Source organism: Catonella morbi ATCC 51271 (assembly GCF_000160035.2).
GTDB classification, from domain to species: Bacteria; Bacillota; Clostridia; order Lachnospirales; family Lachnospiraceae; genus Catonella; species Catonella morbi.
Genome location: NZ_KI535368.1, coordinates 521,242 through 547,900 on the forward strand (window position 1 = coordinate 521,242; position 26,659 = coordinate 547,900).

The following is a 26,659-nucleotide window of genomic DNA, read 5'->3' on the forward strand; positions in this document are numbered from 1 at the left end:
AAAAACTGTAGCAGCTATTGTAAAATATTTCCAAGAATAGAACTATTTTATCACATAACAATTTAATTATTAAGTAATAATTCATGAAATTTTCTTTACATTTTTTTCAGACCGGCATTATATGTATTGTTTTTTATTAATATAAATGATATACTATATATCACCAGCCGGATTGATACATATTATACAAAGCAAAAAAGTTGGAAGTATTGCGAAAGTTACTTAAATATCAATTCTTAAACAAGCCGGTTTAATATAACCATTATAATATAAGTTACAAGGAGGTTTTATCATGTTGTCAAGTTATCCTGCATGTTTTATTAAAGAAGAAAATGGGTATTCCATTATTTTTCCTGATTTAAACTATCTCGCTACCTATGGAGATACTTTAGATGAAGCTATTGTTATGGCCATTGATTGTCTTGCAAGCTACTTATACTGGTTGCAGATAGATAATGAGCCTGCTCCTACACCTTCACCTATAGACAAAATTGTTTTAGCAGATTTCTTTAAAGAATTAGAAATTGTAGACTGTTCTCTTACTGAAAGTTTTGTAAACTATGTAACTGTAGATGTTATGGAATATGCTAAAAAACATTTTGAGAAATCAGTTAAAAAAACTATCATTATTCCTAAATGGCTCAATGATAAGGCTGTTAGCATGGGTATAAGTTTTTCAAAAACCCTTCAGGAAGCATTAATGCAGAAAATTAATGCATAGTCTTTTCCAAAATTTTTCTCATACAAGCCTCAACTGAAGTTGTGTCCGCTTCTACGACTACATCTGCGTACTTTTCATAGAGCGGACAACGTTCTTCATAGAGGTCTTTTAAGGTTTGACCGTCTTTTAGGGCTACACCTCTGTCCTTTAGATTGCCAAGCCTTTTTTCTACCCTTTCATAAGGCAGCTTGAGATAAACTACAGTTGAGATTTCTTTTAAATGTGCCATAGCATTTTTGCAGTACACTGCACTGCCGCCGGTTGCTATAACCGATTTCTCACAGTCAAGCCCTGCATTTATTTCATCTTCCACCTGAAGGAAACCCTCTGTACCTTTTTCTGCTATAATTTCCGAAAGAAGTTTCCCTGTTTTCTCCTGTATCACAAGGTCACTGTCCACAAATCTGTAACCCATTACCTTTGCAAGTACTACTCCTACGGTGCTTTTCCCTGCTCCCGGCATACCTATTAATGTTATATTATTTTTCATATTTAACCGCAACTCCTAATTATTTTCTTTTAAGCACTTGTATATAGTCTCTATTTTATGCCTGTTATACGTTTGCCTGTGTTGGATTTCTTACTGTTATTCGGCTGTTTTTCCGCCAATTTATTCTTCTTCACACTTTGTCCGGCAGCCTTCTTTATCCTTACTTCTTTAGCGGTATTTTGCATTTTATTGTCGGTTTTGCCTTCTTTTCTGATTGAATACCCGAAACTCCCCAGTTCTTTTCCGAGTTCATAATATTTTCCATGTGAATAGGCTATAAGCTCAGACTTGGCAAGGTTGAACCTTCCTTTTTCATCCAAGAGCCTTCCATCCACCCTTATATTTACAACATCAGCTATAAAGAGACTGTGGCTTCCAAGCTCCATTATCTCCCTTACCTTACACTCTATATTTACAGGGCTTTCCGCAATGGCTACTGCCTTTATTTTCTCCGAATCCAGTTTTGTAAGCTTCATTTCCTTAAACTTATCCACATCTCTGCCCGACTTAACACCACAGTAGTCTGTCGCATAAGTAAGTTCCTTAGTAGTAATGTTTACCACAAATTCACCGGTTTCTTTTATAATATCATAAGAATAGCGTTCAGGTCTTATAGACACAGAAAGCATGGGCGGATTGGTACATATAGTACCCGCCCATGCAAGAGTTATAATATTGCTGTTTCCGGTTTTATCGGTAAGGCTTACCATAACCGCAGGCAGAGGGTAGAGCATATTTCCTGCCTTCCAGGATATTTTATCTGCTTTGTTTTTCTTATCTGAATTTATTTTTTTCTTTTTAACAGCCTGTTTCTTTTTTTCAACCATAAGTTTCCTTTTTAATACCTATTTCTGCAAATCATTTTTTATCTGGGTGGTAGATATTTCCGGTGTTCTCGGAAGGTAGACCACTTCACAATATTCTTTCAGGAAATCAAATTTTCCCTTCCAGTCATCACCCATAACAAAGGTATCTACCTTGTACAGTTTCACATCCTCTATCTTCTGCTCCCAGCTTTCCTCAGGAATAACAAGGTCTACATAGCGGATTGACTCTACAAGCTGCTTTCTCTGCTCATAAGAAAAATAGCATTTTTTCTGTTTCTCATTCCAGTTAAATTCGTCTGTAGAGATGGCAACTATGAGATAATCTCCATATTCCTTTGCTCTTCTTAAGATATTGACATGCCCATAGTGAAGCAAATCAAAAGTTCCGTATGTGATTACCCTCTTCATTTTCCTTCTCCTTCCGTAAGCTTTCTTACTGCCTCATAAAGCCTCTTGCCTGACTGGCGGTCACTTTGCACAAAGAAACTTTCATATCTGCCTTTATATTCCTCTTTAAGCCTGCAATCATTTTCTATATAACCGCAAAGTACATCTATAAGCTCATCAGCCGACTTGCATATCTCTCCGAAGCCTATGTTTTCATAGTCAAAATTGGTTATTCGCCAATAAGGAAGTACAGTATCCTGATAATATACCACAGGCTTTCTCATATAGGCAAAGTCATACTGCACACTGCTAAAATCAGTTACCATGAGATTGCTCTGTTTCATTATGGTTACATAGTCCATGTCTTCTGTCGGACTGAGCGCCTCTACTACATCTGTAGTCTCAAAATCCACAGTCTGAGCCTCAAATTTAGGATGGAAGAAGAGTTTTATCTTATAACCCTTCCTTCTTGCGACACTCAGCAGCTTTTCATCAGTCAGAACCTTATTGTAAAGCCGGTAAAAACTGCTTTCCTTAAACTTAGGATTGTATTCGGTTTTCCCGTTTGGTGCAGTCTTCCCGACCAGAGCCGGTCTCCAGGTAGGTGCAATCAGTATCTGATTTTTGCTGTCATCTACAAGGTCATCATATCTTGGATTGCCTGAAGGTATAATCTGCTCGTCCTTAAAGCAGTTATCCTCATTTGTATAAAGCTCTCTTTCATAATTAGAAGCCACCACTACTGCAGCCGCATTACTTCCCATCTGAGCATAAGAGGAACTTCTTGTTATAGGATAACCATGATACATTCTTATTATCTTAGGACTCAATAAATCCCTGAAGTATATCAACTTATCCTTTTTGAATCCCAGCTTTAAAAACGGCGGTATATGTGTCATAAATATTACTTCGGCAAACAAAGCATAGAATGCCCCTTCATCACTGCCCGGTTCCACTACCTTGTAGCCTTCTTTTATAAGACGCTCTCCATCTTTGGAATATTTTTCGATAAAATATACCTTCTCAATTCCGTCATCCTGAGTAACCGCATATTTTATCGCATATTCTCCGTTATCTCCCGCCTTATAACTCTTGTCATAATATACCCAGATACGCCTGTTTTTCATTTCCGGCAAGGCTTTCATATATGCCTTTCTCCATTTAAGCACAAGAGAAAGTTCTTCTTTATCCTTTGAGTCAGAAGGTGTTGCTTCAAATTTATCCTCTATATACTTAATATAAGCATCTTCTGCCCTTCCCCTTGCTTCATCATCTGCCTTGGTTATAAGGATGGCATTCTCCTTAAGTCTTGCAATATGTCCGGCAAAATACCAGTATTTAATCTCATTTTCATCCTCTAACTTGCTCTGCCAGTTATCTTCAAAGAAAAGCTTAGTCTCATAATCATCTCCAAAGATTGACAGATGCAGTGAAATTTCCTGTGCTTCTGCATTATTTAGCGGAATAAAACATTCATAAGCATCTCTTCTGAATATTTCTTTGTCAAAAAATGTAGTTATAGCTGCAAGTTCGGTAGTTTTTTCTGCCTTATGCTCTGAAATCTCCCCGTTATAATTATTTACAAATCTAAATTTACATTCATCCCAAGGTAAATAATCCGGCAGACTGAACTTTATAAACAGCCCCTGTTTACCCTGTTCTTTTCTATACTCCAAAGTATTAATCAGCGGACGTAACCCGCTTATTTCATTTACTATGCCGTATTTTGAATCTTTAAGCCTTATTACACCCTTACTGCCGAGCCTTGTGTACTCAAGTTCCAACTCTTTATCTGGATTTCTTAGCATAGCAAAATATCTTCTCAAATTTCTGTCCAATTTAAGTGCATTGGAACGCATAAAGAGAATCTCATCACTGACCAGCTCCATTCCTTTTCCGACTTCAGAAAGATACTCTTCCCTTTCTTCATCACTGTCAAATACAAGCTTTACATGTTCATTTTTATTTGAAAGAAATCTTGTACAGCTAAGGTATAAGAAGCCAAACTGTGCTATTTTGGATAACTTGCCATCATTTATAAGATTAGCCAGATATCCCTTTGTAGTTGAAAAATACCAGTCTTTGTTATGGCTCTGACCCATTTTAGGTGAACTTTCATCAAGTCCTCTGCCCGTAGTATATCTCATATTACTTACAACAAGACCCTTAGATGACTTCTCCAGGTATTTTGTTGCAAAGAGCTCAGCCTTACAATAGGCGAGCTCTTCATTAAAGCTAAGTAAATTGTTTTTAATTATATGTGTGCGGCACAATGTTCCGACTAAAATCGGAGCACTTTCCACTTCCTTTGATACATCATACTTATAAATGTCATCTTTAATCTTTTCAAAGTGAGCGAGCGGTTTCCCATTACGTGCAATTATTCTTCCCGAAGCATAACCTATACCGGGATTTTTTTTAAGCTCATCTCTTAATTTTACAAAATACTCATCTTCAAAGACAGCATTTGTATCATAAAAAGCTATAAACTCTGCTTTGGTTTTTTTTAACTCTCTATTTATCAGCTGAGGTTTCAAGTTGAGGTCAATCATCAGGATTTTAGAGTTTTCAAGCAGTTTTTTTGTTATTTCTTTTTTCTTTTTTCTATAAATGCTTTTCGAATAAGGTATGATTCCACCTTTTTTAATGGCAGTCAATACCTCTTTAATCTTCATTACAGAATCTCCTCCAATCTGCATTTACAAAGCTCAGGATCGTACCTCTTTCCACTCTCCGACCTTATTAATGCAATTATTTCGTCATTGGTAAGTACACCCACAATTTCCCTATGTCTTTTCAGAAAGTAAATATCATAAATCAGCTTAAATATCCTGATTGCAAGCGGTATCTCCTCACCTGCAGCACCATACTTTTTGCCTGTTCCATCCCAGTTTTCATTAATTAAATATAACTCTTCCGATGAAATTATATTATCTTCTGTTTTGCTTATAATATTTAAGATTACGGCAGTATTTTCAAGAAGTTTACCTGAAAATCTGAGAGTATGCATGTTTTTGCCTTTCATATCCCAGTCAATTCTTGGGGTTATAAGCTTTCCTATATTTATATACGAGATAAGCTTATCTAATTTCTTTTCTACATTAGTTTCCACAGCATATATTCCCTTAAATTTTTCCAGTAAAATTTTAAGGTTACTGCTCGTTACCTCTTCTTCGGGACACATTTCATATAACTTATCAACCATATTATCAAGGAAGATTTTTCTGTTTTTCTCTCTTGAAGCAGATTTATTCTCATACATCATTTCATCTGCTTTCTTAATTATTTCATCAAATCCGACTTTATCAAACAGAGTTTCCTTTACGGCATATCCTATAGAAGCCGATGGCTTTACGGAATCATATGTTTCAGCATCAAGTTTTCTGTTAATTCTATCCACTAAACTTTCTGCCGTCTTTTCATCTGTATTGGTTAAGAAAATTGCAAACTCATCTCCGCCTATTCTTGCCACTATATCATTGCTTCTGCAACAGCTCTTAAGTACTGATGAAATTTTAATAATAAGTTCATCACCTTTGGCATGTCCGAAAACATCATTTGCAAGTTTAAGACCGTTTACATCCGCCATAAGGTAACATACCGGGTAATTTTCAGGATTTGACAGCCGCTTCTTGATAACCTCATTAAAGTATTTCCTGTTTGCTACATTGGTAATCTCATCATATCTTGCTTTGTGAAGTATTTCCTTTTCACGTGTCTTTCTTAAACTTATATCTCTGGCAGACAGGTAGATATATTCATCAGTGGGAGTTTTGAGCTTTATCATAAAGGCTTCTATAAGTAAAGTCGCAAACTTTCTGGTAGCTATCTTTATTTCCGTGCTTATAGTTTCTCCCTTTTCAACTCTTGCAAAAAGCGTCTCTATCTGTACTCTTCCCTTATTCTCAAAAGGTCTTATCTCCACAACATGGGATGAAAATTTCATGCCGATTATTTCTTTCTTCCTACGATAACCAAGCATTTCCATACCCGCTTCATTAATATCAACTATCTTATTATTTTTAATAAGAAAAATAGCTTCGCTTGAATAATAAAACATTGTTTTAAAGTGTATTTCATTCTCTCTTAATTCTTCTAATCTTCTGCCAAGCTCAGCATTCATTTTATTGAACTTTTCTTCACTTTTATAGAGTTCGGTAACAAGTCTGTTACTGTTTCTTATTGATTCTATTATCTTGTAGGCTGATATTGCAAGTATCGGATATACAAACACCAATATAACCATTGGCAGTAAATATTTCTCCCATTTTTCTCCTACCATTATGAGAATACAGGCACTACCTCCTAAACCTGTCGCAAAAGCTATAAGAGAAAAACTTTTCGTGTTCATATTTCTTTTTCTTATTTTTAAATAACATAGAACCAACATTTCGAGGATAAAGGCCAATATTATCCCTATAACCGGGATTTCCGCGTTTCCCATCGGGTTTATAGACCTTATAACAACAGTTGCAAAAGCTGTAATAGTAACTGTCAGAGGTCCATATATAACCGAAAGATTTAATACTATCTCTCTTGAATCATATACAATTCCGTACTCTTTAAGCCCTATAGGCTCTGTATTGCTGTCCATATATATAAATAAACTAAATAGCAGACCTTGTACAAGCTGAATAATAAGGCTTTTCATAATTCTTTCATTTTTTGTTTCTTGTATAGCATCATCCGGCATAGATGTGCCCTTGGGTTTTGTGGCAGATATAAAATATTCCTCAAAAACTACCGAAACAAGCAAAAGTACTATAACAACCGCTAGTTTAGATATAAGTTTTACGACTTGTTCCATATAATATTCTTCTCCATATAAAAGGATAACATAACCTTTTATATATTTTCTACTTTAATCAGGTTTGTACTTCCCGAAACTCCGTTGGCAATTCCTCCTGTTATCACAAGTTTATCTCCCTTTTGAAGCTCAAGCGTATCCTGAGCTACCTTTTTTGCCGAATAGAACAGTACATCAGTTGATTCAAATCTTTCACACATCTTAGGAGTCACACCCCAGGAAAGTGCAAGCTTTCTCCAGGTCTTCTCATCTGTGGTAAGTCCGATTATATCCACAGGTCCTCTGAATCTTGATACAAGGCGGGCTGTAATACCCGAAATAGTGCAGACTACAATTGCCTTTGCATCTATATCTATAGCCATACCGCAGGTCGCATGTGAAATGGCATCAGGCTCATTTTTAATATAGAAATCACTGTTATAAAATCTCTTTTTATAATTAATGTTTTCTTCTGTATTTTCAGCAATTTTAGCCATGGTAGCTACTGCCTGTATAGGATAATGTCCTGCTGCCGTTTCTCCTGAAAGCATAATCGCAGAGGTTCCGTCATAAACCGCATTAGCTACATCGGAAGCTTCTGCCCTGGTAGGACGCGGATTATTTATCATTGACTCAAGCATCTCAGTTGCTGTAATTACCCTTCTTCCGAGAAGTCTGCACTTGGTTATGAGGTCTTTTTGGATAGCAGGAAGTCTTTCAAAAGGTATCTCCACTCCCATGTCTCCTCTTGCAACCATAATTCCGCTGCAAAGTTCACATATCTCCTCTATGTTATCATAACCTGACTGATTTTCAATTTTAGCAATAAGGCTGATGTCACTGCCACCGTTTGCATCCAGAAATTCGTGTACTGCCTCAAGATCCTCTTTTACAGATACAAATGAGCAGGCAATAAAGTCCAAATCATTTTCTATTGCAAAGAGCAAATCTTCTTTATCCTTGTCAGAAAGGTATTTCTGATGTATATGTTTTCCCGGAAAAGCCATACTCTTTCTGTCCGAAATAATACCGCCTATAATTACTTCACATTCTATCTCTTCTGCTGTGGTATTTACCACCCTTAACTCAATAAGCCCGTTATTTACGAGAACGGTATCGCCTATATTAAGCTCTTTTGCAAGGTTCTTATAGCTTACCGAAACCTTTGTGTTATCTCCTATTATCTCATTGGTGGTAAAGGTAAATTTATCACCTTCATGAAGCTCTGCTTTGCCGTTTTCAAATACACCTATTCTGTACTCAGGTCCCTTGGTGTCAAGCATGATTGCTATAGGAAGGTCTAACTCAGTACGTATCTTCTTAATTTTCTCAACTCTGGCTTTATGCTCCTCATGGCTGCCATGCGAAAAATTAAGTCTGGCTACATTCATTCCTGCCTTACAAAGTTCCCTAATCATATCTTCACTTTCACTTGCAGGTCCTATAGTACAAATTATCTTAGTCTTACGCATACCCTTCCTCTCTTTCTTTTATACACTAATATGAAGTACTGCAACCGCAATCGTAAAGTACACAATCAAAGATACTGCATCTACAATGGTTGTAATCAACGGGCTTGCCATAACCGCAGGGTCAAATCCTATCCTTTCAGCTATCAAAGGAAGCACACAACCGATAAATTTGGAAAATACTACAACTGCTATAAGAGTTACACAGATTACAAAAGCTACCGGAAGGGCAAGTTTGTCCACCAGAAGCAATTTTACAAAATTAGCAGATGAAAGGGTTATTCCACAAAGAGCCGCAACCCTTAGTTCTTTCCATATTACCTTAAATATCTCTTTAAACTCTATTTCTCCAAGCGAAAGTCCACGTATGACTGAAACACTTGACTGTGAACCTGCATTTCCGCCTGTATCCATAAGCATAGGGATGTAGGCTGTGAGAATTACATAGGAGGCAAGTGCCTCCTCATAGCTTGTTATAATTGCACCTGTAAATGTTGCAGATATCATAAGTAGAAGAAGCCAAGGCATCCTCTTCTTATAGGTCTCAAAGGTAGTCATCTTGAAATATGGCTTATCAGTAGGCAAAATCGCCGCCATCTTTTCAATATCCTCTGTAGCCTCTTCCTGCAAGATATCCACTACGTCATCCACAGTAATGATTCCAACCATTCTGTTTTCATTATCTACTACAGGCATCGCTGTAAATCCGTATTTCTGAATGGTAAGAGCGGCTTCTTCCTGGTCTGTCTGTGTATTTATGCTGATTACCTTGGTGTTCATAATGTCACCGATCAGCTCGTCTGGCTCCCTTAAAAGCAAATATCTGAGAGCTACTGTACCTTTTAAGATACGCTGATTGTCTACCACATAACAGATATTTACCGTTTCGGAGTCAAGTCCTCTGCGTCTTATCCTGACAATAGCATCCTCAACAGTCATCTGTTCTCTAAGATCTACAAACTCGACCGTCATTATACTTCCGGCACTGTCCTCAGGATAGCGAAGAAGGTGATTTATGTCTGCTCTTGTTTCAGGACTTGCATTTGCAAGCAGCTTTTTTACCACGTTGGCAGGCATTTCTTCCAAGAGGTCAACAGCATCATCCGCCATAAGATTTTCTATAATATGTGAAGCCTCAGTATCTGACAGGGATGAAATTATGTATTGCTGGTCATCGATTTCAAGATTGGCAAATACATCCGCTGCCATATCTTTCGGTAAAATTCTGAAAAGCTTTAACGATTCTTCATCCTCCATCTCATCCATTACAAAGGCGATGTCAACCACGTTCATGTCTTCCATCTTTTTTCTAAGGGCTCTGTATTCTTTATTTAGAAGCAGTTTTTCAAGTTCTTCCCTATAGTTTTCTTCTAAAATATCATCCACAACTTATGCCTCCTTCCGGTTATTCATATTGTTGGCGCATAATATAAATCTTTATACGGCAACATCTTGTATAAAGATTTATCCTTGCTGCTCCTGTGTCATTAGATGATGATTCCCTCAAGGTGGTCACATTCATGCTCAATTATCTCTGCAATATATCCACTGTAAAGTTTGATGTGTTTCTTAAAATCCTCATCAAAATATTCGAGAGTAATATTTCTGTGTCTGACAGCCTTTCTCTCTCCTTCAAGGCACATACAACCTTCCTCAGTCTCATAAGCCCCGCTCTTTTTAATTATCTTAGGATTAAGCATAACTGTCATTACATCGCTATTTTCAGGCTGTATGGCTATAACCGCCTTATTTATACCTATCATATTGGCTGACATACCTACACACTCATCTGCATATGCCTTTAAGGTGTCTTTTAAATCCTCTACTACAGCCATGTCATCTTTCGTAACAGGCTCCGACTTAAGTCTTAAAAAAAACTGATCTTTAACTAATTCCCTTACCATAAGTTCTCTGTCCTTTTTATTTTATTTAATACAGCATTAACAATTTTTTAATTCTTACTTAATTACTTCTTTTACAGCCTTAACAACATTTTCTACCGTAAATCCAAATTCCTTAAACAGCACATCGGCAGGTGCGGATGCCCCAAATCTGTCAAGGCAGACTGTCTTACCGTCAAGTCCCACATACTTGCCCCAGCCAAATTCTGAAAGTGCCTCAACTGCAACTCTTGCTCTTACAGTCTTTGGAAGTACCTTTTCTTTATATTCATCAGACTGTTTCTCAAATATATCCATACAAGGCATGGATACCACTCTTACATCCACTCCTTCTTTAGCCAGCATTTCCTTAGCCTCTATGGAAAGGCTTACCTCTGAACCGCTTGCAATAAGGATTGCATCCGGTGTCTCTTTAGAAGAATCAGCTATTACATAGCCACCTTTAAGCGCTTTTTTAGAAGAACCTGCAAGCTGAGGAAGATTCTGTCTTGTAAGCACAAGGGCAGTAGGTGTTTCCTCGGATGTAACCGCACTGTACCAGGCTGCAATAGTCTCTGTGGCATCAGCAGGGCGGAATACATTGAAGTTAGGCATAGCCCTAAACTCTGCAAGCTGTTCTATAGGTTCATGTGTAGGTCCGTCCTCTCCTACTCCGATAGAATCATGCGTAAGTACAAAAGTAAGAGGTATCTCCATAAGTGAAGCCAGTCTTGCCATAGGCTTTACATAATCGCTGAATACAAAGAAGGTAGATACATAGGCTTTAAGTCCATGTAGTACAAGACCGTTACCAATACCTGTCATTGCAAGCTCTCTTACGCCAAAATGTACATTTCTTCCTGCATAATTTTCTGCTGAATAATCTCCGGCTCCGTTTACATAGCTCTTGTTAGACGGAGCAAGGTCAGCAGAACCTCCGAAAAGTGTAGGTAGTTTTGCTGAAAGCTTATTTAATACCTTACCTGAAAGGTTTCTGGTTGCATCAGCCTTATCCTCATAGCTCCAGAAGTCCTCATCATCCAGTAAATTTAATGCCTTATTTTCATCCTTAAATTCATCCCAAAGTACCTTCATCTCAGGGAATTTCTCACAATATTCCTTAAAAAGACACTTCCACTCTTCTTCTTTCTTCGCAAGACTCTCTGCCTTTGCCTTATAGTTCTCATATACTTCTTCAGGCACAAAGAAAGGCTCTTCACTTGGCCAGCCGAGCTTTTTCTTCATAGCTATTATGTTATCTGCACCGAGAGGAGCACCATGTACATCTGCCGAGCCCTCCTTAGGCGAACTAAAGCCAATCTTGGTATTAATCTTAATAAATGAAGGCTGTTCTTTATTTGCCTTTGCTTCTTCTATTGCTTTACCTATTTCGGCAAGGTCATTACCGTCTTTAACCTCAAGCACCTGGAATCCCATAGCCTTAAATCTCGCCGGAACATCCTCTGTAAAGGCAATATCCGTATTTCCTTCTATGGAAATTTTATTTGAATCATAAAGCACAATGAGTTTATTTAATTTAAGTGTGCCTGCAAGAGAAAAGGCCTCATAATTGATACCTTCCATCATACAGCCGTCTCCGCCAAGTACATAGGTATAGTGGTCAACTATAGGGTATCCTTCCTTGTTAAACTTAGCCGCAAGATGCGTCTCAGCCATAGCCATACCCACTGCCATAGCCATACCCGCTCCGAGAGGGCCGGTTGAAGCTTCTACACCTGTAGTAACACCATACTCAGGATGTCCGGGAGTCTTAGAACCCCACTGGCGAAAATTCTTCATATCCTCAAGAGTAAGTCCGTATCCGAAAAGATGAAGCAATGAGTAAAGAAGGGTTGAGCCATGTCCGCCCGAAAGAATAAATCTGTCTCTGTTGTCCCAATAAGGATTCTTTGGGTTATGGTTCATGTGATTAGCCCAAAGCTCATAACCGATGGCCGCCGCTCCGAGCGGAAGTCCGGGATGTCCCGAATTTGCCTTCTGTACCGCATCTGCGGCCAATACTCTGATTGCGTTTACTGACATATTTTCAATATTATTACTCATTGTTTCCCTCCTAAAATATTATTGTTAAAGAGCTTTAGTTATCTTGTATCTTAATTTTATCTGTTGATAATTATATCCTCTGCATAAGGAAGTGTCTTAATCCAATCACAAAGTGTATGCCATTCTTGAAGCTTATGAGCCTTTCTCGCATAATAAATATTGGACAAGGTCTCATAGTTTAATGTACAGGTTCTGAGCTGGTTATAACTTGACGGAAGCATCTGTATAAGGTCATACCAGCAGGCCTTATCCTTAGTCTCCACAAATTTCTTTCTGACTTCTTCCATATAAGCTACAAAGTCAAGAAAATGTTTCTTTGTCTCCTCTGTCATATGGTCGGTTGAGAAATCTTCCTCTTCAAAAGCCTTGCTGTGTATCTTATGCATTGTGCTTGTAGAATTTGCTACAGTTGCTACCTTGTAGGTATCATACTCCTTCCACCAGTAAAGTGGTGCAGTTATATCAACCGATACAAATATCTGCCTGATAAACTTTCTATGGTCAGGTCCCGCCTTGGCAAGTCTCTTTGCAAGGTCAAGATCATTCGGTCCTAATACATAATTTCTGTCTTCATCATAATAACTGTCTGTCCTTGCCCATGAATTCATAGGGTTCCTTGCACCCCTCATAGCGTTTTCAAGGTTAAGTACAGAAGTTCTCTCTAATTTTATCATATTTATGCCGCCTTTATGCTTTCTATTTTAAGTTTTCACATGAAGCTAGTTTACCACATTCTCAGCATACTTATCAATAGTTAAACCATCTCTCAGCAAAAAACCTTGCTATAACCTGTTTTTTGCCTTATAATATAAAAAAATAATTGTTTCAAATTTATAGTTATATAAAAATCCCGCAAAAGAGGTATGAAATGAAAAAAAATAAAATAATTCCATTTTCACTACTTTTTATCACTCTTACTTTTTTAGAGCTTTTCTGCATAATAAAATATTCTGATGTTTTTTATTTTCCTTTGACAGTAGGTGCGACACTGCTCGGTTCTTCCTATTTATTATTGACTGAGATTACAAATACCGTAAAATCTTTTATAAAAGAAAGGGATGAAAAAGCAAACGAAATAAATGCAAACGAAGCTGCTTTGGCGGAAAAGGAAGAAGCTGTCAAACTTGCAAAGGCAACCTATGTGCTTGAAAAAAGAATTCTCAATCTTTTAGAAGAACGTATACTGATGCCGGAGGAGAACGTGGAGAATTTAAGCAGTCTTCAGGCTGAAGTAATTCGTGCGATTAAAACCTCTATAAAATATGATATAAAAAATATAAACCATATAGCTGATGTTATTACAGATAATTCGATGGCACAGGCTGACCTAGCTCAGATACTTTCCAAATTCGATGCTCTTGCACTTGAATTAAAGAGCAATCAGCTGACTATGAATGCTGTAAAAGAACAGCTTCAGACTATTACAGACATAGCAAGACAGATATCTAATAACAGAATACAGTACGCAAGCCCTGTTACACAGGTTTCAGATAGTATGGCAGCAAATAACGTATCTGTTTCTGAGAATACTGCCGGAGAATATACAAAACCTGTAAGTAAAGCAGTACCAAGTGAGACCGTAGCAGACATTGCTTCTTCCGGCACAGAAGCCGTATACAGTGAGGAAATAACTGTCGAACCTGCTCTTCGGGAAGATATACCAATAGTCGAAGATTCAGTTCCTGAAACCGAGGAAATTGTTCCTGAAACCACAGAAGCAGTCACAACTGCTGAATCTGATGAGGTTGCGGGGAGCACACCTGAATTTGTGGACACTATGACAAAAGATGAACCTGTTTCCGAAGAATCTGCTTCCGCTCCGGCTAACGACGATCCGAACAAACAGATGAGTCCTGAAGAAATTGCCGCTCTTTTTGCAGCTTCTTCTCCTGAGCCTGAACCTGTTGTACAAGAACCGGCTCCCGCTAATGACGATCCGAACAAGAAAATGAGCCCTGAAGACATTGCTGCTTTGTTTGCTTCTGCCAGCCTTGCACTCGAGCCCGAGCCAAGTACTCCGGTACCTAAAACCGCCATAGAAGCACTTTCAAAGCCTGCACCGGCAGTCACTCCGGTCTCAGACGATCCTAATAAAAAAATGAGCCCTGAAGATATTGCCGCCCTATTTGCTTCAGCAGGGCAGTAAAATAATCCGGAGATAAAATGAGATATATAGTTTTTGACCTTGAATGGAATCAAGGATATCCTTCAAAGGAAGAGTCTGAGAAGTCTCTTCCTTTTGAGATTATTGAAATTGGAGCAGTAAAGCTTGATGAACATTTTAAGATTATCGATTCTTTTCACAGAATAATAAAACCTGTTGTATATCCTGAATTATTCAAATATACAAAAGAGCTTATTCCGCTTACCGAAAAAGACCTGTCTAAGGGAACCGACTTTGTGACTGCCTGCAAGGAGTTCTTAAAATGGTGCCGCAAAGGAGACCGAAATTATTCATTTGCAACTTGGGGCACTCTTGACCTGCTTGAGCTCCAAAGAAATATGGCTTTTTTTGAAGTATATAACTGTTTTTCAAGACCACTGTACTACTACAATGTTCAATATTTGTTTAATATTTTTATGGAAAAATATGATGAAACAGTATTTTCACTTGAAAATGCGATTAAATATCTGGAGTTAGATGAAGATAAAGCCTTTCACAGCGCCATTTCAGATGCTGAGTATACCGCCGAAATTCTCCGGCATATAAGTGATATTAATATAAGACTGTATCCTTCGGTAGATACTTACAAATTTCCTCTCAACAAAAATCAGGAGGTAAGTATAATCTATCCGGATCACAAACTAAGCATCACGAGAGCTTACAGTTCTAAAGAAGCTCTGAGAAAAGCCTCTGAAAGTGAAGCCTTTTGCTGCCATATCTGCGGTAAAAAACTCCACCGGATAGTGCCTTGGTATACCTCTAATTCAAAGAATTACTATATAGTCGGAGAGTGTAAGATGCATGGTTACATCAAGGGAAAAAGACTTATTAAAAATCCCGATGACAGACATTATTTTGCCATCTCCACCCTGCGTTCTCTCTCAAAAGATCAGGCTATGACAATGCTTAAGAATTATAACAGTAGGAAGCAGAATCCATAACGAAAAGAATGATACATATTTCACACACAACGTTATAAGGCAAAATTAAAACCGGCTTACCATTTAAGCCGGTTTCTTTTATTTATCCCTCTTCTATGCTTTCTATATCTCCTGCGTGCCACCTGTGATGGCTTCCTGTATACAAATATATACCAAAGCAGTGCCAATATCATAAACACAGAAGCCGCAATCATGCCTATTGCCACAAAATTTATCCCTTTTTCCGCCTCTTCTACAGGCTCTGTTTCAGGTGTAGGTTGCGGTTTATTAAAAGGATAAGACTTTGAGCTTGTATATATAAGTTCCACATTTCCTATGCATTCACCCCCGTATTGATATTCAACATTTCCAATACAGTTAGCCCCCGCCTCTACAGCGGTAAGTTCATTTTCTGTAATCTTGGCAGTAACTCCGTTTATATCACATTTTTTGGGTACTGCAAGTGTCGCCGTTCCGGATACCGTAAACTCTGCCGATGGATCATTTTCCAAAATATGGGCATAAGTACCTCCGGCATTCTCACTTAAATTAAGGGGGATCTTATCTGCCTGTAACATTCTGAATCTCTTAAATGTATAGTCCGTAAGCTTTTTAGTGTTGGTATACTGTACATCTCTGCTTTCAGCATTCATTATTACGCAGACTACATCCATGGCTCCTTTTTTTACATAGGAAACCAGATTAAATTTAGCTTCTCTGGTGTAACCTGTTTTGCCGGCATAGCAATATTCATAAGCGTGTTCAGGACACTGCATCGGATTAAAAAGCTGATGGGTATTGGATAACGGACGTTTCTCCTTCATCAGGTTGGTTTTCGGTAGCACATATTTTCTGGTACTTGCGATTTCTTTAAAAGCATCTATCTTTATAGCTGCTCTTGCGATTTTTGCAAGGTCTGCCGGTGTGGTATAGTGATCATCTTCATAAAGCCCGCTCGGATTTCTGAAATGGGTATTGGTACAGCCAAGCTCGGCCGCCTTTTCATTCATCATATCGGCAAAGGCATCTATACTCCCTGCCGTGTGTATAGCAAGTGCATTGGCTACTTCATTGGCAGACGCAAGCATCAGCCCATACAGACACTCTCTCAATGTGAGTTTTTCACCCGGTGTAATCCCTATACTTGAGCTTCCTCTGTCTGCTGCATCAATAGCTTCTTTAGTAAATTCTACTTCTTCATCAAGCGACTTTGCATGCTCTATAGCAAGCATAGCTGTCATTATCTTAGTCGTACTCGCGGGGTACCACTTCTTGTTTCCGTTTTTTGAAACCAGAATCGTACCTGTTGCAAGATCCATAACCACAGCTTCTTTAGCTTTTATAGATGGGCATTCCGGCCAAAGTGCAGAATCGGCCGCAAAAACTGTATTTATTTTAAGAACTGAAAATAAAACCATTATCATCAAAAAAAATGCAAAACTTCTTTTTATATATAATTTTTTCATAATCTTCTCCCAAATTATCGTACAGAACATTCCCTTACATTTAACCATAGATATAAAGCTATTTCAAGGGCTAATAAAATAAGAAATTTTTCTTCCTTGACTTTCCCGCATATTTGTTGTAAAAACTCTTTAGCAATAAGCAAATAAAATAAGTTTATGTGAGGTCTGTATGAGATTAAGAAATGTACCCGGTTCCAGAGAAGATATAGCTAACAGTGAGTTTGTTATACAGGAGGCTGAAAAGCATAAAGGTGAGATTTCCTCATTTTTCCCTGTTAAACAGCCACTTTTTATAGAAATAGGCATGGGAAAGGGGCAGTTTATAACCACACTTGCAAAACTTCATCCCGAAATAAATTATATAGGAATTGAAAAATATTCAAGTGTACTTGTAAGAGCTATTGAGAAGCAGACAGAGCTGGTGCTTCCCAATCTCAAATTTATCCGCATGGATGCAGAAAATATAAATGAAGTTTTTGGTGAAAATGAGGTAGACGGAATTTATCTCAACTTTTCGGATCCCTGGCCAAAGGACAGACATGCGAAGAGAAGACTGACTTCAAGACAGTTTTTTGTAAGATATGAAAAACTGCTTAACCCTGAGGGTAAAATTCAATTTAAGACAGATAACTCAAACCTCTTTGACTTCTCTTTGGAAGAGGTTGAAGCCACAAATTTTAAGGCCACGGAAGTTTCCTATGACCTTCATAACAGCGAATGGAATGAGGGCAATATAATGACAGAGTACGAGGAAAGATTTTCTGCTAAGGGTAATCCTATAAAAAGGGTTGTGTTTATAAGGAGGTAAAAACTCTGATAGCAGTAAAACTCCGCTACAGCTTCAAACTGTAGCGGAGTTTTTGGAGAGATTTAGGTTTATTTCTGTGGATAAAATCCAGACGGAGCATCACTTAAATTAATAAAAATGTTCTTCTGCTGTGTATAAGCATCTAAAATACTTAAATCTGTCTCTCGTCCTATTCCTGATTTCTTGTAGCCTCCGAACGGAGCACCTGCAGGTATCTGATTGTAGGTATTTACCCACATACGGCCTGTCTCTACTCGTCTTGCCACATTAATTGCCTTAGTTATGTCCTTGGTAAAGATTCCGCCTCCGAGTCCATACTCTGAATCGTTTGCCATCTTAATTACATCTTCTGCATCTTTGAACTTGATAATTACAGCTACAGGTCCGAATATTTCTTCCCTGGCCACCCTCATATCATTGGTTACATCGGTGATAAGTGTAGGCTTAAAGAAGCATCCGTTTGCACAAGCACCTTCGGTATTCCTTTCACCTCCGATTGCAATTGTAGCACCTTCCGACTTAGCAATGTCAATATATGAACTTACCTTTTTAACCTGGTTTTCATTTATAGAAGCACCTATCTGAGTATTCAGACTCAGGGTATCTCCCTGTTCTACAGCTCCAAAAGCCTTCTTTGCGGCTTCTACAAATTTATCATAAATACCTTCCTGTACAAACACTCTCGAACCTGCACAGCAAACCTGACCCTGATTAAACAGAATACCGACCTGAAGACCGTCTATTGCCTGTTCCAGGTCACAGTCATCAAAGAATATATTTGCGGACTTACCGCCAAGTTCAAGCGTTGCAGGGATGAGTTTCTCTGCTGCCGCCTTCGCTACATTAAGCCCTACCTCTGTAGAACCTGTAAATGCAAGTTTTCTGAAGCCCGGATGGTCGAGGATATACTGACCGGACTTAGAACCCTTACCTGTAATAACATTTATTACTCCTGCAGGAACTACATCTCCGATAAGCTCCATAAGCACATTAACGCTGAGAGGAGTTTCAGATGAAGTTTTAAGCACTGTACAATCACCTGCAGCCAGTACCGGTGCAAGTTTCCATGCAGCCATAAGGAATGGGAAATTCCAAGGAACTATCTGTCCTACTACACCTATGGGCTCGCGAAGTACGAGGCTCAATGTCTCGCCCGGAAAATTCGGTGTATTTAAAACCCTTGCCGAATCACTATGAGTAAGTACAGCTCCCGCAAAGTAGCGGAAATGCTCTACTGCCCAAGGCACATCTATGTATGTAGTCTCTCTTATAGGTTTTCCGTTGTCAAGAGTTTCAACTTCCGCAAGCAGTGCTGAATTAGCCTCAATAATGTCTGCTATTTTATATAATATAGCCGCTCTTTCCTGAGGAGATACCTCTCTCCAAGCCGGAAATGCCGTCCATGCCGCATTAACTGCATCATCTACATCTTCTTTGGTAGCCTCTGCGCAGTACGCAAGATGCTCTCCCGTAGCCGGATTCTTTGTAGCAAAAGTTGCCCCATCCGAAGCATCTCTCCACTGTCCGTTGATATAAAGCCCATACTTTTCTTTGAGTTTAACATTCATGACCTTCACCGTTTACCTTTCTGTAAATTAAGTATTTAACTTTTATTTAATTTGTATTATACTGGACTCTGAATATTTTAAAATATCCAAAATTATAATATTTAAAGATACCAGTTTTATAGAAAGGCAAAACCATGTATAGATATAAACTTGTGGGGCAAAACGATAAACCTGTGTATGAACTGCTGTATGAATATATTAGAAATGATATATTAACCGGAAAGTTAGTATCCGGAGACAGGCTTCCATCAAAGAGAAATATGGCCTCTGATAACGGTATCAGCGTTACCACCGTAGTCAATGCATATAATCAGCTCCTTATGGAAGGCTATATTAAAAGCTTTGAAAAAAAGGGATATTTCGTCTCTGATATCTCCGCCCTTCCCAAAGTGAAAAAGAAAAATCTCTATGAAAATCCTTTATATGTTGAAGACAACTGGTTTGCTGACTTTGGTTCAAACAATATTCTGTTTAAAAACTTCCCTCATTTTACCTGGAAAAAGGTGGTAAGAGAAGTACTTTCAACTTATGAGACAGAGCTTATTATGCGCGGACACCCATTCGGAAATGAAGAACTTAAGTCCGAAATAGCTGATTATCTTTATAGAAATCGCGGAATTACCGTCTCACCGGAACTTATTGTAATAGGCGCAGGCATTGAATTTCTCTACAACCGCCTGATTAATGTTTTACCGTCCTCATCAACCTATGCCGTTGAAAACCCGGGATATAAGAAGATTCCGAAACTTTATAACTCTTTCTCTCTTAATTGGAAAAGTATAGATATGGATGATGAAGGCATAAATATGAGAGATTTAGAAACAGTCAATCCCAATATCGTACATGTATCCCCCGAACACCATTATCCTTTGGGAACATTTATGCCTTTGAAACGCAGGCAGGAGCTCTTAGCCTGGGGATGTGGGGCAGCTAACAGATATATAATTGAAGATGATTTTGACTGTGAATTCCGCTATGGTTCAAAACCTATGCCGGCTCTTAAAAGTCTTGATGTATGTGAAAAAGTTATATATATGAATACCTTTAGCAAAACCCTGTCTCCTGCAATAAGAATCAGCTACATGGTGCTTCCTGAAAAGCTTATGAGAAAATATATAGAAAGTACTTATTTTTTTACAAACTCAGCCTCTACTTTGGAGCAGCTTGCACTTGCTCTTTTTATAAAAAAAGGATATTTTGAAAGACATATACGAAGAATTAAGAAACTCTACAGGCAGGAAGGTGAGACACTCAGAGAAATATTGCTTACGAATAAAGATATTCCGATTATCTCACTTTCCGAAACCCAGAACGGTACACATATACTTGTAAAATTGCGGACAGAACTTTCTGATGATGAGGTCAGAGAAAAAACAGCCAAAAAAGGTGTGCAGGTAAATTTCTTATCAGATTTCTGTACTAAACTTGAAGCAAAATACGAGCACACCCTCATATTAAATTTTTCTGACCTTGACGAGGATACTCAGAAAGAAGCCATATCAAGGTTAGGCTCTGTTTTTACCGTGACTACTTAAATGTAACCACAGTAGCTCCGGTCCCGCCTTCATTGTACTCGCCTTCCCTGAAGCTCTTGACATATTTACATTTTTTAAGATAATCATGTACCATGCCTCTGAGTGCTCCGGTACCGCGTCCATGTATTATTCTGACCTGTGGAAGGTGGGCAAGGTAGGCATCATCTATGTACTTAGCAAGTTCCGCCCTTGCATCATCATAACGAAGTCCCACAATGTTTTTCTCGACACGCACATTCAGACTTTTACTCATCCCTATGCTGCCCCTGCCTGATGAAGACTTGTCTTTAACTATTTTTACAGAATTATCCTCCTCAACAAAGGCAAGGTCTTTTACATTTACATTTGACTTCATTATGCCCATTGTAACTGTAAGATTACCCTTTGAATCAGGAAGGGTGCTTACAGTACCCTTAATACCCATAGTAAGTACAAGCACCATATCTCCTATATGAAGCGGTTTGTTACCAACACGGTTTCTCTGACTTTCTTTGGCTTTGATTCCGCTACTCTTGGTTACGGCATCTATCTTCTCACGAAGCTTGCTTCTCTCTTCTTCCATCTCTCTGGCTGTAGCACCGCCAAGCCCCCATTTATTGTATTTTTTAATGGAAGCATCAGCCATTTCCTTAGCTTCTGAAAGTATCTTAGAAGCCTCACTCTTGGCATCTGCAAGCAGGCTTTCTCTTTTCTCCGCAAGCTTTTCTACATCTGTTTCAAGAGCCTGTTTTTCTTTTTCTATCTCAGCCCTTCTTTTCTTTATCCGCTCTTCCTCTTCTTCTATGAACTGACGGCTGCGGTTAAGCTCCGCTATTACATCTTCAAAACGCTTGTCATTGGTATCTATCCTGTTGGTGGCATCCTCTATTATCTCATCCGAAAGCCCCAGCTTCTTTGATATGGCAAAGGCATTACTCTTACCCGGTATTCCTATGAGGATACGGTAGGTAGGCATAAGTGTCTCAAGACTGAACTCCAGGCTTGCATTCACCACTCCGGGCGTTGTAAGTGCATAAACTTTCAGCTCACTGTAATGAGTGGTTGCCATTACCCTTGCATCCCTGTTTTGCAGATTTGCAAGAATTGCCATAGCAAGGGCCGCACCCTCTGTAGGGTCAGTTCCTGCTCCAAGCTCGTCAAAAAGCACAAGACTTTCTCTGTCAGCCTCTTTTAATATATTTACTATATTTACCATATGAGAGGAAAATGTAGAAAGACTCTGCTCTATACTCTGCTCATCTCCTATATCCGCATAGATTTCTCTAAAAATTCCAAGTTCGGACCTATCAAAAGCCGGTATATGAAGCCCTGCCTGTCCCATCAGAGTAATAAGTCCTACGGTTTTAAGCGAAACTGTCTTACCGCCTGTATTAGGTCCTGTTATCACCAAAAGCTCAAAGTCTTTGCCCAGATTAATATCTATAGGTACAACCTTTTTCTTATCTATCAGCGGATGTCTGCCCTTCTTGATATTTATTCTTCTGTCGAGGTTAAATACAGGCTCTGTTGCACTCATCTCCTTTGCAAGCTCCGCCTTTGCAAAGATAAAATCAAGTTCTGGAAGCACACCTACATCATATCTGAGCTCCTCCAAATGGCCTGCTGCCTCATTTGAAAGTGCCGCCAATACCTTTTCTATTTCTTTAGCTTCCTCGATAACCAGTTCGCTAAGCTCGTTATTGTATTTAACTACTACAGCAGGCTCTACAAACACAGTCGAACCTGTGGATGACTGGTCGTGAATAAGCCCGTTTACCTTGCTTCTGTGCTCATTTTTAACAGGCAGACAATATCTGCCGTTTCTCATAGTTACCTTGTTATTCTGCAACAGCCCCTTTTCGGAAGCCGAATTTACAAGACTGTCAAGCTGTTCCCTGATTTTTGCATTGGTAAACTCTATCTTCCTTCTTACATTTTTAAGTCCCGGGCTCGCATCATCAGCCATTTCCTCCTCAGAAATGATACAACGCTTAATTTCGTTATTATAAGGTGACAGCGGAGCCAGCAGCTCCAGCCTTTCAGAAAGGCTGTCCGGTTCTAACGAACTGTCCCTTTTGGCACCAAAGTTTTTCACACGAAGTGCTACATCAAGAGTTTTGCTTATATTTATAAGCTCTCCCATGCCAAGGGTAGAGCCCACTTCAAGCCTTACTAAAGAATCTCCTATTTCACTAAGTCCCGAAAATGAAATATGCCCTGACTGATATACTCTTGCAAGTGCATCCGCTGTTTCCTTCTGTGCCTTATTTATCTCATCAATATCCGCCATCGGAATAAGCCCGGATATTTTTTCTTTAGCCTTACTTGACGAGGCAAACTCACACAGTCTTTCCGTTATTTTGTCAAATTCCAATGTATGTAATACTTTTTTATTCATATATTTTTCCTTTTTTCTATACTGCCATCCATCTCTTGCTTTCTCTACATAGTAAAAATGTGTGTACTTGCACATACTTCGTGCGCGAGCGGTGCCGTAAGGCAAACTTCCCTGCCGCAAGCTTTGCATCCCTCAAAAAAAGAGCTGCCAATAGGCAGCCCTTTCCTGTTTACATAATCTGTCTAGAACTCGATAAACTTACTTTCTGCCTGTCCATTGATTACATAATAAGCCCTGCGCTCATTTGCATTAATATAAACCTTAACGGACTTAACATCATCAAGGCTGTTCCCTTCTGCAAGGTAGGCCTCTTTGGTCTTTTGAATCATTTCGTCTGAATTAATCTGTATACCGTTAAATTCAAAATAAGTCTCAAGTTCAATCCCCATAGCTGCTTCTTTCTTTGCATCTTTGTTTACAATCATACACCCTCCTTCTGGCAAAACTACAATTACTTTATATTGAAAGGCTATTCGCCTAACAACCGATTTAATTGCTCCATTTGAGACGATGTAAATCCCCTTTTAACTTCATTCCTTCAAAGTCCTGCTGTCTTAGTGCCTCATAGAGCATAATTGCAACCGAATTTGATAAGTTAAGCGATCTTATCTCACCTATCATTGGTATCCTAACCGAAGTATCCTCGTATTTTATCAGGATTTCCTCAGGAATCCCCGCACTTTCTTTACCAAACATAATGAAATCATTTTCTTCATATATAACTTCCGTATATGCTTTTTTCGCCTTTGTGGTAGCCATATATATTCTTGCATTCGGGTTTTTACTTACAAAATCATTGAAATCTTCATATACATAAAGTTCAAGATCCTTCCAATAGTCCATTCCCGCCCTTCTTACAGCCTTATCGGATATGTCAAAACCGAGCGGCCTAATCAGATGAAGTGCTGTCCCCGTAGCAACACAGGTTCTGCCTATGTTGCCGGTGTTGGCCGGTATCTCCGGCTCATGCAAAATTATATTCATAATTACTCACCGGTTATAGCTATATTAAAATTAATACATTTTCCATCTTCATATGAAAGCGGAATGCATAAATTCTTAGTAAATGAAGTATTAAAGCTCATTCCTCCCTTTCCTACCGTTGGCGGTGTAATATCTATTCCTATGCCCTGGCTTGAAAACAATGTAGCAGTATTGCCAAGCACCATATTTCCAAGCTCACAAATTGCACTATGTCCAATCTCATTCAGCTCCGGAAGCGGTCCCTGCATCATCATTTTCCCCGCTATGTCACAGGCCACATCATTGGTAAATTCTATAATTACCTGTCCTCTGACGTCACCTGTAATTCCTATCATTATTATCACCGAATCAGGTGAAAAGTTCATATCTTTAAGCCCCGGTCTGCCAATGACAGTATCAATCATACAAGTCTGCTTAAGTATAGTTGTCGCTGCTGCAAGGAAGGGATTGATGTATTCAACACTGAGTCCTGCCATTTTACTACCTCCGATAATATTATTTCGCCTGATACATAATTACTGAGATTATACTTGTATCATTATCTTAAATGTCTTTTTGCAAAATTTTCTATCCTTGACATCGCAATTCTTAAATTATCAATGGAATATGCATAGGAAATCCTGATAAAGCCCTCTCCGCACTCTCCAAAAGCTGTGCCCGGTACAACTGCAAGCTTTTCTTCTTCAAGCAGCTTCGTTGCAAATTCCTCACTTGTCATACCAAATTTTTTAATACAAGGAAAGATATAAAAGGCTCCAAACGGTTCGAAGCAGTCTATTCCTATTCTCTTAAGCTCTGATATCAGAAACCTTCTGCGTTGATTATAAGCCTCACGCATATTTTCAACATCAGTATCTCCGTTTTTAAGTGCTTCTATAGCCGCATACTGACTTGTAGTAGGAGCACACATTATCGCAAACTGATGAATCTTTAACATTTGACTTATAACTCTCTTAGGGCCTGCTGCATAGCCCATACGCCAGCCTGTCATTGCAAATGCCTTTGAAAAACCATTGATATAAACAGTTCTTTCCTTCATTCCCGGAAAAGCCGCTATGGAAACATGCTTTCCTTTGTAGGTAAGTTCGGCATATATCTCATCAGTAATTACAAAAATATCCTTTTCTGTAACAAAATCCACTATTGGCGCAAGCTCTTCCTCTGTCATAATTGCACCTGTCGGATTGTTCGGAAATGGCATTATTAAAATCTTGGTCTTATCCGTATAATATTCTTCAAGTTCAGCTCTTGTTAACTTAAACTCATTTTCTGCCTTAAGCGGTATGGATACAGGCTTTCCTCCCGCAAGATGGGTACAGGGAACATAAGATACATAACAAGGCTCAGGAATCAGTACCTCATCCCCTTCATCAAGCATTGCTCTGAGTGCTATATCTATCGCCTCACTGCCTCCGACAGTAATTATAACTTCACCGCCTGCATCATAATCCAGATTATATTTCCTTTTTACATATTCCGAAACATTTTCCTTAAGCTCTTTAAGTCCGGTATTTGAGGTATAATGTGTCTTACCGCGCTCAAGCGAATATATACCCTCTTCTCTTATATGCCAGGGTGTCTGAAAATCAGGTTCGCCCACACCAAGAGAAATTGCATCCTTCATTTCACTCACTATATCAAAGAACTTTCTTATACCGGACGGCTTTATCTCCTGTACTGCATTATTTAATATTTCCCTCAAGGTGTAATTAACTCCCTTTCATCTTTTTCTTCTTCAACATAACTCATTCCATGCTCTTTATACTTCTTTAGTACAAAATGTGTCTCAGTACTTATAACCGATTCAAGAGGAGAAAGCTTGCTATGTACAAATTTTGCAACCTCTCTCATGCTTTTACCCTCGACTATAACCATAAGGTCATAGTCCGCAGACATAAGATAGACATAGGACACTTCCTCAAACCTGTAAATGCGCTTTGCCATAAAGTCAAAGCCCTCATCTCTCTTAGGCGCAACCTTTACCTCTATAAGTGCGGTCACTGTCTCGGTATCATCTATCTTATCCCAGTCTACAAAGGTCGGATAACCACAGATTATTCTCTCAGCTTCTAATGTCTTAATTTCAGCAGTTATCTGCTCCGGAGAAACACCTAACATAGCCCCCAAATCCTCTGCGGACAACTTACTGTTTTTTTCAATGGCTCTCAGTATTTCAAGTCTTAACTTTTTATTTTCCATAGCAATTTCCTCTT

23 protein-coding genes are annotated in these 26,659 nt (G+C 38.7%); 5 read left to right on the plus strand and 18 right to left on the minus strand.

Going from position 1 to position 26,659, the window contains the following annotated elements; all coding sequences use genetic code 11:
* The first annotated feature begins 292 nt into the window (after positions 1–292).
* Positions 293–721: a type II toxin-antitoxin system HicB family antitoxin gene (locus GCWU000282_RS09380; RefSeq protein ID WP_023354861.1), complete on the plus strand. Its 429-nt coding sequence runs from the start codon at positions 293–295 to the stop codon at positions 719–721.
* Here GCWU000282_RS09380 and GCWU000282_RS09385 read toward each other — a convergent pair.
* The 10 genes from GCWU000282_RS09385 to GCWU000282_RS09430 all read right to left on the minus strand — a co-directional run bounded on the left by GCWU000282_RS09385 (position 711) and on the right by GCWU000282_RS09430 (position 13,298).
* Positions 711–1,211, minus strand: coding sequence for a shikimate kinase (locus GCWU000282_RS09385; protein ID WP_023354862.1), 501 nt, complete (start codon positions 1,209–1,211; stop codon positions 711–713). The genes GCWU000282_RS09380 and GCWU000282_RS09385 overlap by 11 nt on opposite strands.
* 50 nt (positions 1,212–1,261) lie before the next feature.
* The gene (locus tag GCWU000282_RS09390; protein ID WP_051384178.1) at positions 1,262–1,945 is read right to left on the minus strand and encodes a flavin reductase family protein; all 684 of its coding nucleotides are present in this window, start codon (positions 1,943–1,945) and stop codon (positions 1,262–1,264) included.
* Positions 1,946–2,056: 111 nt separating this feature from the next.
* Positions 2,057–2,446: a glycerol-3-phosphate cytidylyltransferase gene (gene tagD, locus GCWU000282_RS09395; RefSeq protein WP_023354864.1), complete on the minus strand. Its 390-nt coding sequence runs from the start codon at positions 2,444–2,446 to the stop codon at positions 2,057–2,059.
* The gene (locus GCWU000282_RS09400) at positions 2,443–5,100 is read right to left on the minus strand and encodes a CDP-glycerol glycerophosphotransferase family protein (protein ID WP_035040172.1); all 2,658 of its coding nucleotides are present in this window, start codon (positions 5,098–5,100) and stop codon (positions 2,443–2,445) included. The genes tagD and GCWU000282_RS09400 overlap by 4 nt, the downstream gene beginning before the upstream one ends.
* A complete protein-coding gene (locus GCWU000282_RS09405; protein ID WP_023354866.1) occupies positions 5,100–7,232 on the minus strand; it encodes a diguanylate cyclase domain-containing protein in 2,133 nt (710 codons plus the stop codon). Before GCWU000282_RS09405 ends, GCWU000282_RS09400 begins: the two co-directional genes overlap by 1 nt.
* 38 nt (positions 7,233–7,270) lie before the next feature.
* Positions 7,271–8,683: a pyruvate kinase gene (gene pyk / locus GCWU000282_RS09410; RefSeq protein ID WP_023354867.1), complete on the minus strand. Its 1,413-nt coding sequence runs from the start codon at positions 8,681–8,683 to the stop codon at positions 7,271–7,273.
* Positions 8,684–8,701: 18 nt separating this feature from the next.
* The gene (mgtE, locus tag GCWU000282_RS09415) at positions 8,702–10,066 is read right to left on the minus strand and encodes a magnesium transporter (protein ID WP_023354868.1); all 1,365 of its coding nucleotides are present in this window, start codon (positions 10,064–10,066) and stop codon (positions 8,702–8,704) included.
* Positions 10,067–10,167: 101 nt separating this feature from the next.
* A complete protein-coding gene (locus GCWU000282_RS09420) occupies positions 10,168–10,584 on the minus strand; it encodes a peptide deformylase (RefSeq protein ID WP_023354869.1) in 417 nt (138 codons plus the stop codon).
* A 54-nt stretch (positions 10,585–10,638) separates the two neighbouring features.
* Positions 10,639–12,624, minus strand: a complete 1,986-nt coding sequence (gene tkt / locus GCWU000282_RS09425; protein ID WP_023354870.1) for a transketolase — start codon at positions 12,622–12,624, stop codon at positions 10,639–10,641.
* A gap of 56 nt (positions 12,625–12,680) precedes the next feature.
* Positions 12,681–13,298, minus strand: a complete 618-nt coding sequence (locus GCWU000282_RS09430; RefSeq protein WP_023354871.1) for a hypothetical protein — start codon at positions 13,296–13,298, stop codon at positions 12,681–12,683.
* 194 nt (positions 13,299–13,492) lie between these two features.
* On the opposite strand from GCWU000282_RS09430, the gene GCWU000282_RS09435 reads away from it, so the two are divergent.
* Together GCWU000282_RS09435 and GCWU000282_RS09440 are read left to right on the plus strand one after the other, a co-directional pair.
* Positions 13,493–14,770 carry a hypothetical protein gene (locus GCWU000282_RS09435; protein WP_023354872.1) on the plus strand — a complete coding sequence of 426 codons (1,278 nt, stop codon included), beginning with the start codon at positions 13,493–13,495 and terminating at the stop codon, positions 14,768–14,770.
* A gap of 17 nt (positions 14,771–14,787) precedes the next feature.
* Positions 14,788–15,729 (plus strand): 3'-5' exonuclease, encoded by a 942-nt coding sequence (locus tag GCWU000282_RS09440; RefSeq protein WP_023354873.1) that lies wholly within the window; start codon positions 14,788–14,790, stop codon positions 15,727–15,729.
* A gap of 56 nt (positions 15,730–15,785) precedes the next feature.
* On the opposite strand, the gene GCWU000282_RS09445 is transcribed toward GCWU000282_RS09440, so the two are convergent.
* Positions 15,786–17,174, minus strand: coding sequence for a D-alanyl-D-alanine carboxypeptidase family protein (locus GCWU000282_RS09445; protein ID WP_051384167.1), 1,389 nt, complete (start codon positions 17,172–17,174; stop codon positions 15,786–15,788).
* Between the two features lie 169 nt (positions 17,175–17,343).
* Between GCWU000282_RS09445 and trmB the strand changes: the two genes are divergently transcribed.
* Complete coding sequence (gene trmB, locus GCWU000282_RS09450) at positions 17,344–17,982, plus strand: tRNA (guanosine(46)-N7)-methyltransferase TrmB (protein WP_023354875.1); 639 nt, start codon at positions 17,344–17,346, stop codon at positions 17,980–17,982.
* 68 nt (positions 17,983–18,050) lie between these two features.
* On the opposite strand, the gene GCWU000282_RS09455 is transcribed toward trmB, so the two are convergent.
* On the minus strand, positions 18,051–19,550 hold the full coding sequence (locus tag GCWU000282_RS09455; RefSeq protein ID WP_023354876.1) for an aldehyde dehydrogenase family protein: 1,500 nt from the start codon (positions 19,548–19,550) through the stop codon (positions 18,051–18,053).
* A 134-nt stretch (positions 19,551–19,684) separates the two neighbouring features.
* Here GCWU000282_RS09455 and pdxR point away from each other — a divergent pair, with 134 nt between their 5' ends.
* Positions 19,685–21,085 carry a MocR-like pyridoxine biosynthesis transcription factor PdxR gene (pdxR, locus tag GCWU000282_RS09460; RefSeq protein ID WP_023354877.1) on the plus strand — a complete coding sequence of 467 codons (1,401 nt, stop codon included), beginning with the start codon at positions 19,685–19,687 and terminating at the stop codon, positions 21,083–21,085.
* Here the strand turns inward: pdxR and GCWU000282_RS09465 are convergent.
* The 6 genes from GCWU000282_RS09465 to GCWU000282_RS09490 all read right to left on the minus strand — a co-directional run bounded on the left by GCWU000282_RS09465 (position 21,078) and on the right by GCWU000282_RS09490 (position 26,645).
* Positions 21,078–23,462, minus strand: coding sequence for an endonuclease MutS2 (locus GCWU000282_RS09465; RefSeq protein WP_035040430.1), 2,385 nt, complete (start codon positions 23,460–23,462; stop codon positions 21,078–21,080). The two genes, pdxR and GCWU000282_RS09465, sit on opposite strands and share 8 nt — an antisense overlap.
* A gap of 182 nt (positions 23,463–23,644) precedes the next feature.
* Positions 23,645–23,887, minus strand: a complete 243-nt coding sequence (locus tag GCWU000282_RS09470; protein ID WP_023354879.1) for a DUF6465 family protein — start codon at positions 23,885–23,887, stop codon at positions 23,645–23,647.
* A gap of 64 nt (positions 23,888–23,951) precedes the next feature.
* On the minus strand, positions 23,952–24,446 hold the full coding sequence (locus tag GCWU000282_RS09475) for a tRNA (cytidine(34)-2'-O)-methyltransferase (protein ID WP_023354880.1): 495 nt from the start codon (positions 24,444–24,446) through the stop codon (positions 23,952–23,954).
* 2 nt (positions 24,447–24,448) lie between these two features.
* Positions 24,449–24,922, minus strand: a complete 474-nt coding sequence (locus GCWU000282_RS09480) for a chemotaxis protein CheX (protein WP_023354881.1) — start codon at positions 24,920–24,922, stop codon at positions 24,449–24,451.
* Between the two features lie 62 nt (positions 24,923–24,984).
* Positions 24,985–26,148 carry an aminotransferase class I/II-fold pyridoxal phosphate-dependent enzyme gene (locus GCWU000282_RS09485; RefSeq protein ID WP_023354882.1) on the minus strand — a complete coding sequence of 388 codons (1,164 nt, stop codon included), beginning with the start codon at positions 26,146–26,148 and terminating at the stop codon, positions 24,985–24,987.
* Complete coding sequence (locus GCWU000282_RS09490; RefSeq protein WP_023354883.1) at positions 26,145–26,645, minus strand: Lrp/AsnC family transcriptional regulator; 501 nt, start codon at positions 26,643–26,645, stop codon at positions 26,145–26,147. Before GCWU000282_RS09490 ends, GCWU000282_RS09485 begins: the two co-directional genes overlap by 4 nt.
* Positions 26,646–26,659 lie beyond the last annotated feature (14 nt).

Bases quoted from the DNA above. Each gene is read 5' to 3' on its own strand.
- GCWU000282_RS09380 (WP_023354861.1), top strand. From the start codon at position 293: ATGTTGTCAAGTTATCCTGCATGTTTTATTAAAGAAGAAAATGGGTAT.
- GCWU000282_RS09385 (WP_023354862.1), bottom strand. From the start codon at position 1,211: ATGAAAAATAATATAACATTAATAGGTATGCCGGGAGCAGGGAAAAGC.
- GCWU000282_RS09390 (WP_051384178.1), bottom strand. From the start codon at position 1,945: ATGCTCTACCCTCTGCCTGCGGTTATGGTAAGCCTTACCGATAAAACC.
- tagD (WP_023354864.1), bottom strand. From the start codon at position 2,446: ATGAAGAGGGTAATCACATACGGAACTTTTGATTTGCTTCACTATGGG.
- GCWU000282_RS09400 (WP_035040172.1), bottom strand. From the start codon at position 5,100: ATGAAGATTAAAGAGGTATTGACTGCCATTAAAAAAGGTGGAATCATA.
- GCWU000282_RS09405 (WP_023354866.1), bottom strand. From the start codon at position 7,232: ATGGAACAAGTCGTAAAACTTATATCTAAACTAGCGGTTGTTATAGTA.
- pyk (WP_023354867.1), bottom strand. From the start codon at position 8,683: ATGCGTAAGACTAAGATAATTTGTACTATAGGACCTGCAAGTGAAAGT.
- GCWU000282_RS09420 (WP_023354869.1), bottom strand. From the start codon at position 10,584: ATGGTAAGGGAATTAGTTAAAGATCAGTTTTTTTTAAGACTTAAGTCG.
- tkt (WP_023354870.1), bottom strand. From the start codon at position 12,624: ATGAGTAATAATATTGAAAATATGTCAGTAAACGCAATCAGAGTATTG.
- GCWU000282_RS09430 (WP_023354871.1), bottom strand. From the start codon at position 13,298: ATGATAAAATTAGAGAGAACTTCTGTACTTAACCTTGAAAACGCTATG.
- GCWU000282_RS09435 (WP_023354872.1), top strand. From the start codon at position 13,493: ATGAAAAAAAATAAAATAATTCCATTTTCACTACTTTTTATCACTCTT.
- GCWU000282_RS09440 (WP_023354873.1), top strand. From the start codon at position 14,788: ATGAGATATATAGTTTTTGACCTTGAATGGAATCAAGGATATCCTTCA.
- GCWU000282_RS09445 (WP_051384167.1), bottom strand. From the start codon at position 17,174: ATGAAAAAATTATATATAAAAAGAAGTTTTGCATTTTTTTTGATGATA.
- trmB (WP_023354875.1), top strand. From the start codon at position 17,344: ATGAGATTAAGAAATGTACCCGGTTCCAGAGAAGATATAGCTAACAGT.
- GCWU000282_RS09455 (WP_023354876.1), bottom strand. From the start codon at position 19,550: ATGAATGTTAAACTCAAAGAAAAGTATGGGCTTTATATCAACGGACAG.
- pdxR (WP_023354877.1), top strand. From the start codon at position 19,685: ATGTATAGATATAAACTTGTGGGGCAAAACGATAAACCTGTGTATGAA.
- GCWU000282_RS09465 (WP_035040430.1), bottom strand. From the start codon at position 23,462: ATGAATAAAAAAGTATTACATACATTGGAATTTGACAAAATAACGGAA.
- GCWU000282_RS09470 (WP_023354879.1), bottom strand. From the start codon at position 23,887: ATGATTGTAAACAAAGATGCAAAGAAAGAAGCAGCTATGGGGATTGAA.
- GCWU000282_RS09475 (WP_023354880.1), bottom strand. From the start codon at position 24,446: ATGAATATAATTTTGCATGAGCCGGAGATACCGGCCAACACCGGCAAC.
- GCWU000282_RS09480 (WP_023354881.1), bottom strand. From the start codon at position 24,922: ATGGCAGGACTCAGTGTTGAATACATCAATCCCTTCCTTGCAGCAGCG.
- GCWU000282_RS09490 (WP_023354883.1), bottom strand. From the start codon at position 26,645: ATGGAAAATAAAAAGTTAAGACTTGAAATACTGAGAGCCATTGAAAAA.